Here is a 17,998-nt window from a genome sequence, read left to right as displayed (position 1 = left end):
GCAGATCGGCGCCCTGCTCGGCATCCTGAAGACGGGCGCCGCCTACCTGCCGCTGCCGGCGGACCTCCCCACGGGCCGTGCAGCGGCGCAACTGGGCACCGCACGCCCGGCCGCGGGACTCACCACCACCGCACTGCGCGCCGCCCTCCCGACGGACACGGGCACGGCCTGGATCGCGCTGGACGCCCCGGACAGCACCGCCCGGCTCGCCGCGTCCGACCCCGCCGGGCCGGTCGCCGTACCCGCCGCGTCCCCCGCCTACGTCATCCACACCTCCGGCTCCACCGGCACCCCGAAGGGCGTCGTCGTCGGCCACCAGCAGGTGCTGCGGCTGCTGGACACCACCGACGAGGTGTTCGGCTTCGACGGCGAGGACGTGTGGACCCTCTTCCACTCCTTCGCCTTCGACTTCTCCGTCTGGGAGATCTTCGGCGCGCTGCTCACCGGCGGCCGGCTCGTCGTCGTACCCCGCGCGACGACCCGCGCACCGGAGGAGTTCGCCGCCCTGCTGCGCCGCGAGGCCGTCACCGTGCTCAACCAGACGCCCTCCGCCTTCCACCAGCTCACGGACGCACTCCTCGCCGACGAGGGCCCCGGACCCGAGGGACTCGCCCTGCGCGTGGTGATCTTCGGCGGCGAGGCCCTGGAACCGGCCCGACTGCGGGCGTGGCAGCGGGCCGTGGGCGAGTCCGGCCCCGAACTGGTCAACATGTACGGCATCACCGAGACGACCGTCCACGTCACCCACCACCTGCTGGACCACACGGGATTCGCGGACGTTCCCGCCGGCACCGTCGGACGGCCGCTGGACGACCTCTCCGTCCGGCTCCTGGACACCGCGCTGCGCCCGGTCGGCCCCGGCCGCACCGGCGAGATCCACGTGGCCGGCCCCGGCCTCGCCCACGGCTACCTGGGCCGCCTCCCGCTCACCGCCACCCGGTTCGTCGCCGACCCCTACGGTCCGCCCGGCACCCGCATGTACCGCAGCGGCGACCTCGCCCGCTGGACCGAGGACGGCGACCTCGACCACCTCGGACGCGCCGACGACCAGGTGCAGATCCGCGGCTTCCGGGTGGAGCCCGGCGAGGCCCGCGCGGCCCTCGCCGCGCTGGACGAGGTCGCCGACGCCGTGGTGCTGGCCCGGCCGGGACCCGACGGCGCCGTCCGGCTCGTCGCCTGGGTCACTCCGGCCGGAGAACCGGTGGACCCGGCACGGCTGCGCCGCGCGCTGCGCGAACGCCTGCCGGAACACCTGGTGCCCGCCGCCGTCGTACCGGTCGACGGCTGGCCGCTGACCGGCAACGGCAAACTGGACCGGGCCGCGCTCCCCGAACCGGAGGACCGGCGGACCGCGTCCGGCCGCGCCCCCGCCACCTGGCACGAGGAGATCGTCGCCGGACTCTTCGCGCAGCTCCTGGGGCGCGAACGGGTCGACGCCGAGGCCGACTTCTTCGCCCTGGGCGGCCACTCGCTGCTGGCCACCCGTCTGGCCTCCCGGATCCGGGGCGCCTTCGGCACCGGTCTGTCCGTACGCGACGTCTTCGAGGCACCCACCGTGGCGGAACTCGCCCGCCGCGCCGCCGAAGGCCCCACCGCCGAAGGACCGCCGCTCGCCCCGCGTGAACGCCCCGCGCTCATCCCGCTCTCCCCGGCCCAGCGCAGGCTGTGGTTCCTCCAGCAGCTGCACGGCCCCGGCGCCGACTACAACATCCCCTTCGTCGCCCGGCTCACCGGCCCCCTCGACGTCCCCGCACTGCGTGAGGCCCTGCGGGACGTCCAGCTCCGCCACGAGAGCCTGCGCACCGTCTTCCCGTCGACCGCGGGCACGCCCCGGCAGCACGTACTGGCACCGGAGGACCTCGAGGACCCGCTCACCGTCCTCGACGCGTTTGACCGGGACCTCGACGGCGCGGTCACCGAGGCCGTCACCGCCCCCTTCGACGTAGAGCACCGCCCGCCCCTGCGCGCCACCCTGCTCCGGCTCGGCGCGCAGCAGCACGTCGTCGCCCTGGTCGTGCACCACATCGCCGCCGACCAGTGGTCCGCCCGGCCGCTGCTCGCCGACCTGGCCGCCGCGTACGGCGCCCGTGTCCGGGGCAAGGCGCCGGAGTTGCCGCCGCTGCCCGTGCAGTACGCCGACTGGACCCTGTGGCTCCGCGACCGACTGGGACAGGACGGGGGCGGGGACGTGAGTGCGGGCGAGGACGCGGGTGCACTCGCCGGCCAACTCCGCTACTGGAGAGAGCAGTTGGCTGGCCTCCCCGAGGAGACCGCGCTGCCCGCCGACCGTCCCCGCCCCGCCACGCCCAGCTTCCGGGGCGGCTTCGCCCGCTTCACCGTGCCCCCGCACACACACCGGGGACTGCGGGCCCTCGCGCGCTCCGCCGCCGGCTCCCTGTTCATGGTGAGCCACGCCGCCCTGGCCGCCCTGCTCACCCGGACCGGCGCCGGCACCGACGTGGTGATCGGCACGCCCGTCGCCGGACGCCACGACACCGCGCTGGACGACATGGTCGGCTTCTTCGTCAACAACCTGGTCCTGCGTACCGACACCTCCGGCGACCCCGACTTCACCACCCTGCTGGAGCGGGCGCGCCGCACCGACCTGGCCGCCTACGCGCACGCCGACGTGCCCTTCGAGACCCTGGTGACCGAGCTGAGCCCGCACCGCTCGCTCGCCCGCCACCCGCTCTTCCAGGTGATGCTCGCCTACGAGAACCGCGCCGCCGACGAGATCGGCCTGCCCGGTGTGACCACCACCGCGATCCGGGCCGCCGCCGGGGCCGCCAAGTTCGACCTCACCTTCACCCTGGTGGAGCGCGACGGCGCCGACGGTCTCGAAGGCGTCCTGGAGTACGCCCGCGACCTCTTCGAGCCCGCCACGGCCGAGGCACTCGCCCGGCGCTACGTCCGGCTCCTGACCGCGGTGGCCGAGCAGCCCACCACCCCCCTGCACCGGATCGACCTCCTCGACGCCGACGAACGCGCCGCCCTGCTCGCCGGGCCCCGCACCGCCCGGCCGGCGCTGCCGCACGCCTCGGGCACCCTGCCCGCGCTCTTCGCCCGCCAGGTCGCCGCACACGGCGCACGTCCCGCGCTGGCCGGACCGACCCTGGCGGGTGCGGCGCGCACCGAGCTGACCTACCGGCAGGTGGACGAGGCGGCCGACCGGCTGGCCGCCCTCCTGACCGCGCACGGCGCCCGGCCCGAGCACCGCGTCGCCGTCGCGCTGCCCCGGACCGTCGAGGCCGTCGTCGCCATGCTCGCGGTGCTCAAGGCCGGCGCGGCCTACGTGCCGGTCGACCCCGGCTACCCGGCCGAGCGCATCGCCCACATGCTCACCGACTCCGCCCCCGTGCTCACCCTGACCGCTCCCGGCGCCCCCCTCGACGGCACCCCCTGCCTGGAACTCGACCCCGCTCTCCTCACCGCCGGCCCGCCGGCCGCCGAGGCGCGGGGGTGGCGGACCCTGGCCTCCGCCTCGGCCGCGTACGTCATCTACACCTCCGGCTCCACCGGCCGCCCCAAGGGCGTCGTCGTGTCCCACGCCGGGCTGCCCGACCTGGCCGCGACCCTCCACGACGGCTTCGGCGCCGGACCCGGCTCCCGGGTGCTCCAGTTCGCCTCGCTCAGCTTCGACACCTCCGTCTGGGAGATCGTCATGGCGCTGACGGCGGGCGCCGCACTGGAGATCGTCCCCGCCGAGCAGCGCCTCGGCGCCCCGCTCGCCGAGTTCCTCACCGCGCACAGCGTCACCCACCTCACCGTCCCGCCCGCCGTGCTCGCCGCGCTGCCGCCCGCCGCCGTCGACCCCGGCAGCACCCTGATCGTCGCGGGTGAGGCCTGCCCGCCCGGCCTCATCCGCGACTGGGCCGCCCGCACCCGCATGTTCAACTCCTACGGGCCCACCGAGACCACCGTCGACGCCACCCTGTGGCGCTGCACGGCGGACGGACTGCGCGGACCCGCGCCCATCGGCCGTCCCGTCGACGGCACCGCCGTACGGCTGCTCGACGCGCACCTCCAGCCGGTCCCGCCCGGCACCGCCGGCGAACTGTACGTCTCCGGCACCGGACTGGCCCGCGGCTACCTGGGCCGGCCCGCGCTCACCGCGGAGCGCTTCGTCGCCGACCCCTACGGCCCGCCCGGCACCCGCATGTACCGCACCGGTGACCTGGCCCGGCGCAACGCCGACGGCGAGCTGGAGTACCTGGGCCGCGCCGACGGCCAGGTGAAGCTGCGCGGCTTCCGCATAGAACTGGGAGAGGTGGAGCGGAGCCTGACCGCGCTGCCCGGCGTCCGGCAGGCCGCCGCCGTACTCCGCGAGGACACCCCCGGCCGCCCGATGCTCGTCGGCTACCCGGTGCCCGAACCCGGCGCCGGACCCACCGAGGGGGAACTGCTCGACGCCCTTGCCCGGGACCTGCCCGACTATCTGGTGCCCTCCCGGCTCGTCGTCCTGGACGCCCTGCCGCTGAGCCCCAACGGCAAGGTCGACCGCACCGCCCTGCCCGCGCCCACCCGCGCCACCGGCACGCTCCCCGCCGGGGACGGTCCGGCCGGCGAACTGACCACGCTCTTCGGCGAGGTGCTGAACCTCGACCGGGTGGCCGCGGACGACTCCTTCTTCGCCCTCGGCGGCGACAGCATCTCCTCCATCCAACTCGTCGCCCGCGCCCGCGCCACGGGACTCGACCTCTCCGCCCGCCAGGTCTTCGAGCTGCGCACCCCGCAGGCCCTCGCCGCCGCCGTGCGGCCCCTGCGCGGCCACGCCGGCACCGCCCAGGACAGCGGACCGATCCCGCTCACCCCCCTCATGCGCTGGCTGGAACGCATGCCGGAACACTGGCGCACCTTCCACCAGGCGATCCTGCTCACCGTCCCCGCGGGCCTGGGGGAGAGCGTGTTGCGCGGCGCCCTGGACGCCGTCGTGGCCGCGCACGGCATGCTGCGCGCCCGCACCACCACGGACCCCGACGGGCGCACCGTCCTGGAGACCCTGGACAAGCCCGCGCACGAAGTCGTCGTGGCCGACGCGACCGGCACGGACGAGCACACCCTGCGCGAGCTGATCGCCGAGCAGTCGCGCGCCGCGGTCCGGCGCCTCGACCCGGCCGAGGGCCGGACGGTGCAGGCGGTGTACTTCCCGCGCGGCGCGGGCGACGGCGCGGCGGAGGACGGGCGGCTGCTGCTGGTGGCGCACCACCTGGTCGTCGACGCGGTGTCCTGGCGGATCCTCCTGGCCGACCTGGAGCGCGCCGCCGGGGGCGCCGAGGTGCCGCCGCCGACGGGGACCGCCTTCGGACGCTGGTCCCGGGAGCTGTGGGACGCGGCCGACGGCCTCACCGGCGAGCGCGGGTACTGGCAGGCCGAACTGGCCGCCGCACAGCCGCCGTTCCCCGCCCCGTCCGGCACCGGGGAGCCCGTCGAACTGCGCACGGTCCTGCCGCCCGCCCTCACCGGCGACCTGCTCACCCGGGTCGCCGCCGCCTTCCGCGCGGGCCCCGACGAGATCCTCCTCGGCGCCCTGGCCCGCGCCCTCCGACCCGGCCCGGGCGGCGTCCTCGTGGACCTGGAGTCCCACGGCCGGCACGAGGACCTGGTGGAGGGGGCCGAACTCTCCCGGACCGTCGGCTGGTTCACCACCCAGTACCCCCTCCGCCTGACGCCCGGCGACGGCCACGCCGGCGAGGCCGTGCAGCGCGCCAAGGAGTCCCTGCGCGCCGTACCGGGACACGGCACCGGCTACGGCCTCCTGCACGACCAGGCACCGAGCGGAGCCCGGATCGCCTTCAACTACCTGGGCCGCTTCGGCACCCCGACACAGGACGGCCACTGGGGCCCCGCGCCCGAGTCGAACGCCGTCGACACCGGCTCCCTGCCCGCCCTCACCGACGGGCACGTCCTGGAACTGCACGCCTCCACCCTGGACGGCGCGGACGGCCCGGAGCTGACCCTGCGCTGGACGTACACCGCCGACGTCCTCGACCACGAGCAGGTCGACGCACTCGCCCAGCGGTTCACCGACACCCTCGCCGAACTGGCCGAGCATGCCCACGAGCCGGGCTTCGCGGGCCCCACACCCGGCGACTTCCCGCTGCTCGCCCCCACGCCCGCCGAAATCGCCGAGATCGCCGCGGCCGGACCCGTGCCGCACACCCTCCTGCCGCTGAGCCCGCTCCAGGAGGGCCTGGCCTACCACGCCCTGTCCGACCCCCACGCACCGGACGTCTACGTCGTCCAGCTCGAACTGGAGCTGACCGGCGACCTGGACGCCGAACGGCTGCGCAGCGCGGCCCGCGCCGTCGTGGAGCGCCACGACGTCCTGCGGGCGGGCTTTTGCCAACTGTCGACCGGTCGTCTCGTGCAGTACGTGGCAGGCCCGGGACCCGTGGACTGGCGCACGGCCGACCTGCGCGACCACCCGGCCGACCTGCCACGGCTGGCCCACGAGGACCGCACCCGCCGCTTCGACCTCGACGCCCCGCCCCTGCTCCGCTTCACCCTGGCCCGGCTGGCCGACGACACCTGGCGCCTGCTGTTCACCAGCCACCACCTGCTGCTGGACGGCTGGTCCTCGCCCCTGTTCCTCACCGACCTGTTCACCGCCTACGCGGGCGGCACCCCCGCGCCCCGCAGGCCGTACGCCGACTACCTGGCCTGGCTCGCGGACCGGGACCGCGACGCCGCGCTGGAGGCCTGGCGCGAGGAACTGCGCGGCCTGGAGGCACCCTCGCTCGTGGCCGACGCCCCGGACACCCCGGGCGCCCTCGAACCCGGCGAGAGCGAGCACGTCCTGCCGCCCCGTCTGCGGGACGCCCTGGAAGCCGCCGCACGGGCGACCGGCACCACCCTCAACACCCTGATCCAGACCGGCTGGGCGCTGGTCCTGTCCCGGCTGACCGGACACACCGACGTGGTGTTCGGCGCCACGGTCTCCGGCCGCCCCGCCGACCTTCCCGGCGTCGACGCGATGCTCGGCCTGTTCGTCAACACCGTCCCCGTACGGGTGGACACGGCACCCGGGCGGAGCCTGCGCGACATCGTCACCGCTCTGCACGACCGCCAGGCGGCCCTGCTTGACCACCAGCACCTCGGGCTCGCGGACCTCCAGCGCGAGTCCGGTCTGCCGGTGCTGTTCGACACCATGACCGTGTTCGAGAACTACCCCTTCGACGAGGACGCGCTCACCGCGAGCGAGGCGGCGGCCGGGCTCACCGTTCGGGGGACCGGCGGCCGGGACGCCACCCACTACCCGCTCACCCTCTCCGCCACCGCGCACGGCGGCCGCATCCGGCTGCTGCTCAAGCACCGCACCGACCTGTTCGACGCGGAGACCGCCCGGCGCGTCCTCGGCGGGCTGGCCACCGCCCTCGAAGCCCTCGCCGGGGACCTGAACCGCCCAGCCGGCGCGCTGGACGTCCTGCCCGTCGCACCCGCGCCCGTCGCACCCCGCCCCGTCCCCGCCGTGGCCGACGCACCGTCACCGGCCGGCGTGGTCGCCCGGCACGCCGCCGCCGACCCCGGGGCCGTCGCGGTCCGCGGCCCGGATGGCACCCCGCTCCTGACGTACGCCGAACTGACCCGCCGTGCGGCGGCGTTCGCCGGCCGCCTGCGCGCGGTGGGCGCCGGTCCCGAGACCCCGGTCGGGATCCTGCTGCCCCGCTCGCCCGAACTGGTCGTCGCCCTGCTCGCGGTCAACTGGGCCGGCGCCGCCTACCTGCCGCTCCACCCGGACTGGCCCGCCGCCCGCTCCCGTGCCGCCCTGGACGCCGCCGGGGCCGTCGCCCTGGTCGCCCGGGAGACCGGCCCCGGCGTCGCGGGCGACCGCCCCGTGCTCACCGGGGCGGCAACCCCCGTGGGCGCGGAGAACCCCGCTGCCGCGCCGGCCCGCCTCCCCGGCACCGCCCTGGCCTACGTGATGTACACCTCCGGCTCCACCGGCGAACCCAAGGGCGTGGCCGTCACCCAGGACGACATCCTGGCGCTCGCCGCCGACTCCCGGTTCGCCTCCGACGCGCACCGCCGGGTCCTGCTGCACTCCCCGCACTCCTTCGACGCCTCGACCTACGAGCTGTGGGTGCCGCTGCTGCGCGGCGGCGAGATCGTCCTCGCCCCCGACGGGCCGACGGACCCGGAGCGCTGGCGGGAGCTGCTGACCCCGGGACGGGCCGACGCGGCCTGGTTCACCGCGGGCCTGTTCGACCTGCTGGCCCAGGAGGCACCGGAGGCGTTCACGGGGCTGCGCGAGGTGTGGACCGGCGGCGCCGTGGTTTCGCCCGGCGCCGTGCGGGCCGCCCTCGCCGCCGCACCCGGGCTGCGCGTGACCAACGGCTACGGACCCACCGAGACGACCACCTTCGCCACCGCCGGACCGGTGGACCCCGCCGCCCTCGACGGGCCGCTCCCGATCGGCCACCCCCTGGACGGCACGGCACCGCGCGTCCTCGACCCGGCACTGCGCCCGGTGCCCACCGGCGTGGCCGGCGAGCTGTACCTCGCCGGTGCCGGACTGGCCCGCGGCTACCTCGGCCGCCCGGACCTGACCGCCGAACGCTTCGTCGCCGACCCCTTCGGACCGGACGGCGCCCGTATGTACCGCACCGGCGACCTGGTCCGGCAACGGGCCGACGGCGCCCTGGACTTCCTGGGCCGCGCCGACGACCAGGTCAAGCTGCGCGGCTACCGCGTCGAGCCCGGCGAGGCCGAGGCGGCACTCGCCGCCCTGGACGGCGTCGCACGAGCCGCCGTCGTCGTCCGCGACGACCTGCCCGGCGGTCCCGCCCTGGTCGGCTACACGGTCCCCGCCCCCGAGCGGCCCCGTCCGGCGACGGAACTCCTCGCCGAACTGCGCGCCGCGCTGCCCGCCTACCTCGTACCGGCGGCCCTGGTCACCGTCGACTCCATCCCGCTCACCGCCAACGGCAAGGTCGACCGCGCGGCGCTGCCCGCGCCCGCGGCACCGCACGCGACCGACGACACGCACGGCACGGGCGGCGGCCCCCGCGAGGAACTGCTGCGCGCCCTGTTCGCCGAGGCACTGGGGCTGGAAAGAGTCGGCCCGCACGACGACTTCTTCACCCTCGGCGGACACTCACTGCTGGCGATGCGCCTCACGGGCACCGTCCGCGCCGCCCTCGGCGCCTCGCTGAGCGTGCGCGACCTGTTCGAGGCGCGCACCCCCGCCGCCGTCGCCGCCCTCCTGCGTCCCGACGGCCGCTCCACGCCGCCGCTGGTGGCCCGCCCCGACGCCGAACGCCCCGACCGGGTCCCGCTGTCGCCCGCCCAGCAGCGCCTGTGGTTCCTCGACCGGCTGGAGAGCGAGCCGTCCGCCGCGTACAACGTGCCCGTCGCGCTGCGCCTGACCGGTCCGCTGGACACGGCCGCCCTGCGCGAGGCGCTGGCCGACGTCGTCGCCCGGCACGAGGTGCTGCGCACCGTCTACCCCGAGCACGAGTCGGTGCCGTACCAGAAGGTGCTGGACGCCGGTGAGAGGGAGGTGCGGCTGCGGGTGCTGCCCGCCGCTGCCGCCGACGACCCCGCCGCGGTGGCGGCCCTCGAACGCGAGGCCGCCCAGCCCTTCGACCTGGCCCGCGACCTCCCGCTGCGCGCCCTGTGCCTGCGCGCCCCCGACGGCGACGTACTGCTGCTCGTGCTGCACCACATCGCGGGCGACGAGTGGTCGGTGCGCCCGCTGCTCGACGACCTCTCGGCCGCCTACACGGCCCGCTCCGAGGGTCGCCCGCCGCGGATGCCGGCCCTGCCCGTGCAGTACGCCGACCACACCCTGTGGCAGCGCGAGGTGCTCGGGGCGCAGGACGCGCGGGACAGCGCGGTCGCCCGGCAGCTCGCCCACTGGCGCGAACGGCTCGACGGCGCGCCGCCCGAACTGCCGCTCCCCTTGGACCGGCCGCGCGGTCCGCGTGCCGGGTACAAGGGCGACGTCGTCACGTTCGAGGTCCCCGACCCCGTCCGCCGGGGGCTCGCCGAACTGGCCGTGCGCACCGGTGCGACGCCGTTCATGGTGGCGCACGCGGCGCTCGCCGTGCTCCTTCGGCGGCTGGGTGCCGGCGACGACGTGCCGGTGGGCACCCTCGTCGCCGGACGCGAGGAGGCCGCCGTGCACGACCTGGTGGGCTTCTTCGTCAACACGCTCGTCCTGCGTACGGACTTGAGCGGGGACCCCACCCCGGCCGCGCTAGTGCGCCGCGTCCGGGACCGGGACCTGGACGACTTCGACCACGCCGACGTGCCCTTCGAACGCCTCGTCGACGTCCTGGACGTGGAACGCTCACTGTCCCGGCACCCCCTGTTCCAGGTGATGCTCAACCACCAGACGCGGGTGGCCCGCGGGCCCTCCTTCGCCGGTCTGGACAGCACGCCGTTCCCCGTCGGCACCGGCACCGCCAAGTTCGACCTGACCTTCACCACGGTGCGGGACCCGGGACCCGACGGCGCCCTCGGCGGGGGCATCACCTACCGCACCGACCTCTTCGACCGGGAGACCGTCGAGTCGCTGGCCGCCCGCTTCCTGGACGTCCTCGCCGACTTCGCCGCCCGCCCCGACGCCCCCCTGAGCACCCTCGACCCGTGGCACGGACCCGAACGCGACCAGGTCCTCGTCACCTGGAACAGTGCCGAACCGCCCGTCGCCGAACCGCCGTGCCTGCCCCGGGACTTCGCGGCGCAGGCGGAGCGCACCCCCGACGCCCCCGCGGTCGTCACCGACGACACGGTCCTCACCTACGGCACCCTCCTGCACCGCGTGCGCGGCGCGGCCGACGCGCTGCACGCCGCCGGAGTCACCGACGGCGACCTGGTGGCGGTGCTGCTGCCGCGCTCCCCGGAACTGGTGGTCGCCGCCCACGCCGCACACCACGCGGGAGCCGTCTACCTGCCCCTGGACCCCGCCCACCCGGCCCCCAGGCTGGCCCGCGTGCTGGCCGCCAACCCGCCCCACGCGGTCGTCACCGACCGGGCCACCCGCGCCCTGCTGCCCGCCGACGGAGCCTGGCGGCTGCTCCTGACCGAGGACCTCCCGCCCACCGGCGAAGCGCCCGCCGCGGCGCCCCACCCGGCCCAACCCGCCTACGTCGTCCACACCTCCGGCTCCACCGGCGAGCCCAAGCCGGTCGTCGTCCCGCACGGCGCGCTCGCCAACCGGCTCGGCTGGACCCGGCGCGCCCACCCGCTGGGCCCCGGCGACCGCATGCTGCTCAAGGCGGCGCCCGGCTTCGACGTCTCGGTGTGGGAGATCTTCGGCCCGCTCCTCGACGGCGCCGCCGTGGTCGTCGTCCCGCCCGACGCGCACCTCGAACCGGCGTCCGTGGCGGGCCTGATCCGGCGCCACGGCGTCACCGCCGTGCACTTCGTGCCCTCGCTGCTCGCTCTGTTCGCCGAAGCACCGGAGGCGGCCCGCTGCACGAGCCTCAAGTGGATCTTCAGCGGCGGCGAAGCCCTTGACGACGCCCTCGTGCGGGCCGTCGCCGACCGGCTGCCCGCCACGGTCGTCAACCAGTACGGGCCCGCCGAGGCCGCCGTCGACGTCACCGCCCGCCCCGCCGCCCCCGGCGAGCACACCCAGGTGCCGCTGGGCCGGCCCGGCGCGGGTACCCGCGCCTACGTCCTCGACGCCGCACTGCGCCCCGTACTCCCCGGCGTGCGGGGCGAGCTGTACCTGGCCGGTGCGCAACTCGCCCTCGGCTACCTCGGGCGGCCCGCCGCCACCGCCGAACGGTTCGTCGCCGACCCCTTCGGCCCGCCCGGCGCCCGCCTGTACCGCACCGGCGACCTCGCCCGCTGGAACCGGCACGGCGAGCTGGAGTTCGCCGGCCGGGCGGACGACCAGGTGAAGCTCGCCGGTGTCCGCGTCGAGCCGGGCGAGGTGCGCGCCGCGCTGCTCACCCACCCCGAGGTGAGGGAGGCCGCCGTACTCGTCCGCGACGGGCGCCTGCTCGGCTACGTCACCCCCCGCTCCGACGCCGACGCCCCGTCCGGCACAGACCTGATCGGCCACCTCGCCGCCCTGCTGCCCTCCTCGACGGTGCCCGCCGACGTGCAGGTCCTGGACGCGCTCCCGCTCACCGCGAGCGGCAAGCTCGACCGGGCCGCGCTGCCGGACCCCGGCCCGCACCCGGGCGCCGCCGAACCGGCGCCCGCCGGCACCGCGGAGGCGATCCTGTGCGAGGTCGTCGCCGACATCCTGCAGCTCCCCGAAGTCGGCGTCCACGACAGCTTCTTCGCCCTCGGCGGGGACAGCATCTCCTCCATCCAGCTGGTCGGCGCGGCCCGGCGCCGCGGGCTCCTGCTGACCCCGCGCCAGGTCTTCGAACAGCGCACCCCGGCTGCACTGGCCGCCGTCGCCCGGCCCGTGCGCGAGGAGAAGGCCGTCCACGACCCCGGCACCGGTGAGGTACCGCTCACGCCCGTCATGCACGCGTTGCGCGAACGCGGCGGCGACCACCGGCAGTTCAGCCAGTCGCTGCTGGTCACCGTCCCCGCCGCCGTCACCGCCTCCCGACTGGAGGCGGCACTGCTGCGGCTCCGGGAGCACCACGCGATGCTCCGCGCCCGCCTGGACACCTCGGGCACCTGGTCCCTGCACGTGCCGGACGAGACGCCGCCCGGCTCCGTCCTGCGCACAGTGGTGGTCACCGGCGACGACACCGGGCTGACGGAGGCGGTACGCCGGGAGTCCGCCCGCGCCGTGCGCGAACTCGACCCCGAGCGGGGCGAGATGCTGCGGGCCGTCTTCTTCGACCGGGGCCGAGAGCGCACGGGCCGGCTGCTGCTGCTCGCCCACCACCTGGTCGTGGACGCGGTCTCCTGGCGGGTGCTCCTGCCCGACCTGGAGTCCCTCTGCGCCGACGAGCGGTCCGACGCCGCCCTCCCGCCGGTCGAGGTCTCCTTCCGCGCCTGGGCCGGCGCCCTCGCCGGGTCGGTGCCCGACTGCCGGGAGGAACTGCCGTACTGGACGCAGGTACTGACCGGCGAACCGTCCGGGCCGCCCGCCCCCGATCCGCTGCGGGACACGCCCGACACCGTCCGGCAGCACGTCACGACGGTCCCCGCCGAGACGACCGAGGCACTGCTCGGCGAGGTGACCGCCGCCTTCCACTGCACCGACCAGGACGTACTGCTGACCGCCCTCGCCCTCGCCCTCGGCGCCTGGCAGGGCGGCGGCGACCCGCTCGTCCGGCTGGAGGGACACGGCCGGGACGCCGACGTCCTCGGCGACCGCGAGCCTTTCCGCACCGTGGGCTGGTTCACCACCGTCCATCCCGTGCGGCTCGGCCTGGGCGGCGCCGACCCGGCCCGCGCCCTCGACGACCCCGCCGAGGCGGGCCGCGCGCTGAAGCACGTCAAGGAACTGCTGCGGTCGGTCCCGGGCCACGGCGCCGGATACGGGCGGCTGCGCCACCTGGACCCGGACTCCGGACCGCGGCTCGCCGCCCTGCCCGAACCCCGGATCGGCTTCAACTACCTCGGCCGCTACGACGTGTCCGACGACACGCCGGGCGCAGCCGACGGCTCGGGCGGATGGACGCCCGCCCCGGAATCCGGGGCGCTGTGGCGCGAGCCCGCGGCCCTCGGCGTCGACCTCGCGGTCGACCTGAACATCGCGGCCCTGCACCGCACCACGGACACCGGCGCCCGGGTCGCCGAACTCTCGGCGACCTGGCAGCACGCCGAACGGATCGTGCCCGCCGACCGCCTCACGGCCCTCGCCGGCCACTGGCGCCGGGCCCTGGAGACCCTGGTGGCCGCGGCCCGCACCGCGGCGGGCGGACACACCCCGTCCGACCTCGACCTGCTCACCATCGACCAGGACGAGATCGACGCATTCGAAGACGAGTGGAGGACCCAGTGACCACCGGCGCACCCTCGGGACTGCGAGACCTGCTCCCGCTCTCCCCGCTCCAGCAGGGGCTGTACTTCCTGTCGTCCTACGACGACGGCGCGCTGGACGTCTACACCGTGCAGATCGCGGTCGAACTGCGCGGCCCCCTCGACTCCCCGCGCCTGCGCAGGGCCGCCGAGGCGCTGCTCCAGCGGCACCCCAACCTGATGGCCGCCTTCCGGCAGCGCAAGAACGGCGAGCCCGTCACGCTGATCCCGCACCGCGTCGACCTGCCCTGGACCGAGGTCGACCTGACCCGCACCGACCCGGCGGAGGCGGCCGACCGCCTGGCCCGCCTCACCGACGCCGACCGCACCGCCCGCTTCGACCTGGCGACGCCCCCGCTGCTGCGCTGCACCCTGATCAGGACGGGAGAGGAGCACCACCGGCTGCTCTTCAGCCACCACCACCTGCTGCTCGACGGCTGGTCCACCGCCCGGGTCGTCCAGGAGCTGTTCACCCTCTACGACGCGGACGGCACCCCCGACGCCCTGCCGTCCGTCCCGCCCTTCCGGGACTACCTGGCCTGGGCCGCCCGCCGCGACCGGGACGCCGACGACGCCGCCTGGACGCGGGCCCTCGACGGGCTCGACGGGCCCACCCTCGTCGCCCCCGCGGCGGCCGACGGGCCCGCGGCCGAACCCGCGACCCTCGACGTCGAGTTGAGCCCTGAGCTGGGGGCCGCCCTCACCGCCACCGCCCGGCGCCTCGACATGACCGTGCCCGTCGTCGTGCAGACGCTGTGGGCCCTGGCCCTCGCCGCGATCACCGGACGCGAGGACGTGGTCTGCGGCACCACGGTCTCCGGCCGCCCCGCCGAACTGCCCGGCGTCGAGCACATGGTGGGCCTGTTCATCAACACCCTGCCGTTCCGCGTACGCCTCGACACCGACCCGGGCCTCGGCCTCGCCGGCCTGCTGCGGCGCGTGGCCCGGGAACAGGCGGCCCTGCTGCCGCACCACCACATCCCGCTCTCCGACGTCCAGCGCATCGCCGGACAGGGCGGCCCCCTCTTCGACACCCTGTGCGTCTTCGAGAACTACTGGGTGGACACCGGCGGCGCGGAAGACGTACCGACCGACGGCTTGAGCGTTTCCGCCGTCAGCGGCCGGGACGCCACGCACTACCCGCTCACCCTGGTCGCCGCCCAGACCCCCGGCGACGGACTCACCCTGCGGCTGCGCCACCGAGAGGACGTCTTCACCGCCGCCGACGCCGAGCGCGTCGCCGCCCGGCTGCGCCGCGCCGCCGAGGAACTCGTCCACGACCCCGAACGCCCCCTGAACCGGCTCGACCTGCTCACCCCCGGCGAACGCGAACAGGTCCTGCACACCTTCAACTCCGACACCACCGAGGTCCGGCCACGCACCCTGGCCCGGCTCTTCGAGGACCAGGCCGCCGCCCACCCCGACCGGCCCGCCGCCGTGGACGGCGACACCACCCTCACCTACGCGGAACTCAACACCCGCGCCAACCGGCTGGCGCACCACCTGATCGGCCTGGGCGTCGGCCCCGAGGACGCGGTCGGCTGCGCGCTGCCGCGCGGCGTGCCCACCGAGGTCGGCATGCTCGCCGTCGCCAAGGCCGGCGGCGTCTTCGCCCCCCTCGACCCGGACTACCCGGCGGACCGGCTCGCCCGGCTCGTCCGCACCCTGGACGCCCGGGTCGTGCTCACCCGGTCCGGGACCGAGACCGACCCGTGGTGCGGAGACGCCACCGTCGTACACCCCGACCTCGTGAGCACCGGCCCCGCCCACGACCCGGACGACGCGGACCGCCGGGCGCCGCTGCGCCTGGACAACAGCGCCTACGTCATCTTCACCTCCGGCTCCACGGGCGAACCCAAGGGCGTGGTGATCCCGCACCGCCCGCTCGCGGACCTCGTCGCCTGGGCCAACGCCTGCTTCGGCACCGAACCCGGCGACCGCGTCACCCAGTTCGCCTCACCCAGCTTCGACGTCACCTTCTGCGAGCTGGCCAACTCCCTGTTCTCCGGCGCCACCCTCGTCGTCGTCCCCGAGGAACGCCGCGCCGGTGAACCCCTGACCTCCTTCCTGCGCGAGGCGGACATCGACCTCGCGGTCATCCCGCCCTCCGTCGTCGCCAGCCTGCCCACCGGCGCGGACCTGCCCGCCGGCATGGAACTGATCGTCGGCACCGAGGCGCTGCCACCCGAGGTCGTCCGGGCCTGGACCGCCCGGCACCGCCTCCACAACGCCTACGGCCCCACCGAGGCCGTGGTGAACTCCGCCACCTGGCCCGTGCCCCGGGACTGGACCGGCGGCCCCGTGCCCATCGGCCCGCCCGACGTCAACAAGCGTGCCTACGTCCTCGACCGGCACCTGCGCCCCGTCGCCCCCGGTGTGCTGGGCGAGCTGTACATCGCCGGAGTCGGCCTCGCCCGCGGCTACCTCGGCCGCCCCGGCATCACCGCCGACCGCTTCGTCGCCTGCCCCTTCACCGGGCCCGGCACCCGCATGTACCGCACCGGCGACCTCGCCCGCTGGAACGAGGCCGGGGAGCTGGAGTACGCGGGCCGCACCGACCACCAGCTCAAGATCCGCGGCTTCCGGATCGAACCTGCCGAGATCGAGGCCGTACTGACCCGGCATCCGGACATCGCCCGCGCCGTGGTCACCGGACACGAGGACGGGCGCGGCGTGAAGCGCCTCGTCGCCCACGTCGTGCCGGCCGGCGAACGGCGGCCCGCCCAGGCGGAAGTGGCCGCCTGGGCGGGGGAGTCGCTGCCCGAGCACATGGTCCCGTCCGCCCTCGTCGTCCTGGACGCGCTGCCCCTGACCCGCGCCAACAAGATCGACCGCGCCGCCCTGCCCGCCCCCGAGTTCACCACCTCCACAGGCGGCACCCCGCCCCGCACCGAGACCGAACGGGTGCTGGCCGCCCTGTTCACCGAGATCCTCGGCATCCCGGACATCGGCGCCCAGGACGGCTTCTTCGCCCTCGGCGGCGACAGCATCTCCTCCATCCAGCTCGTCGGCGCCGCCCGCCGCAAGGGCCTCCTGCTGCGCCCCCGCGACGTGTTCGAGGGCCGCACCGTCGAGGCGCTGGCCAGGCTCGCCCGCCGTACCGACGCACCCGCCCCCGCCTCGGGCGACGACACCGGCCCCGCCCCGCTCACCCCGATCCAGCGACGGCTGCTGGAACGCGGCGGCCCGATCGCCGACTACCACCAGTCCACGGTGCTGCACACCCCGCCCGGCACCGGGGCCGGGCACCTGCGCACCGGACTCGCCCGCGTCCTCGCCCACCACGGCGCCCTGCGCGCCCGCCTCACCTCCGAGGGCCTGGACATCCCACCGCCCGGCACCCCGGACGCCGGGGCGCTGCTCACCCGCGTCGACGCGGTCAGCCTGCCCGAGGCCGAACTCGACGCCGCCCTCGGCGAACACGCCGCGCGGGCGGCCCGCGCCCTGGACCCGTACGCGGGGACCATGCTGCGCGCCGTGTGGCTCGACGCCGGACCGGACCGCGGCGGACTGCTGGCCGTGCTCGTCCACCACGCCGTCGTCGACGGGGTGTCCTGGCGGGTGCTGACCGAGGACCTCGCCACCGCGTTCGAGGCCGCCCGCACCGGCACCCCCGCCGACCTGCCCCCGGTCGGCACCCCCTGGCGCGCCTGGGCCACCGGACTCGTCCGGGCCGCCGCCCGGCCCGAGCGCCAGGCCGAGGCCGGCCACTGGCGGTCCGTCCTCACGGGATCCACCGACCGGCTCGCCGCCCCGCTCGACCCCGCCGTCGACACCTTCGGCACGCTGAGCACCGTCTCCGTGCGCCTGGAGGCCGAGACGGCGGCGGCCCTGCTCGGCCCGCTCGCGGCGCGCTACCACGCCGGCCCCGACACCGTGCTGCTCACCGCGCTCGCCCGCGCCCTGGACACCCTGCGCGGCCGTCCCGCGCCCGTGCCGGTCGACCTGGAGGGCCACGGACGCGTCGAGGACGCGGTGCCCGGCGCCGACCTGTCGCGCACCGTCGGCTGGTTCACCACCGTCCATCCCGTACTCCTCGACCTCACCGGCGTCTCCCGCTCCCACGACGCCGCATTCAAGCAGGTCAAGGAACAGCTCGCCCAGGCCCCCG

General features: G+C 76.2%; 2 protein-coding genes (both cut by a window edge). Both read left to right on the top strand.

Features of this window, described 5'->3' with window-relative positions:
* Window positions 1-13,870 carry the 3' portion of an amino acid adenylation domain-containing protein gene (locus ACIQFU_RS25120; RefSeq protein ID WP_402554410.1) on the top strand. The gene continues 1,598 nt to the left of window position 1, outside the view, so the window shows 13,870 of its 15,468 coding nt (coding positions 1,599-15,468); the start codon falls outside the window, past its left edge; the stop codon is at window positions 13,868-13,870.
* Window positions 13,867-17,998, top strand: the start of a protein-coding gene (locus tag ACIQFU_RS25115; RefSeq protein ID WP_402554409.1) for an amino acid adenylation domain-containing protein. 12,821 nt of this gene lie beyond the right edge of the window; 4,132 of the gene's 16,953 nt are visible here — the first part of the coding sequence; it begins with the start codon at window positions 13,867-13,869; the stop codon falls past the right edge of the window. Before ACIQFU_RS25120 ends, ACIQFU_RS25115 begins: the two co-directional genes overlap by 4 nt.

Source organism: Streptomyces sp. NPDC093065, from assembly GCF_044754585.1.
GTDB lineage: Bacteria > Actinomycetota > Actinomycetes > Streptomycetales > Streptomycetaceae > Streptomyces.
The sequence above is the reverse complement of the archived record's forward strand: the minus strand, read 5'-3'. Positions and strand labels throughout refer to the sequence as shown.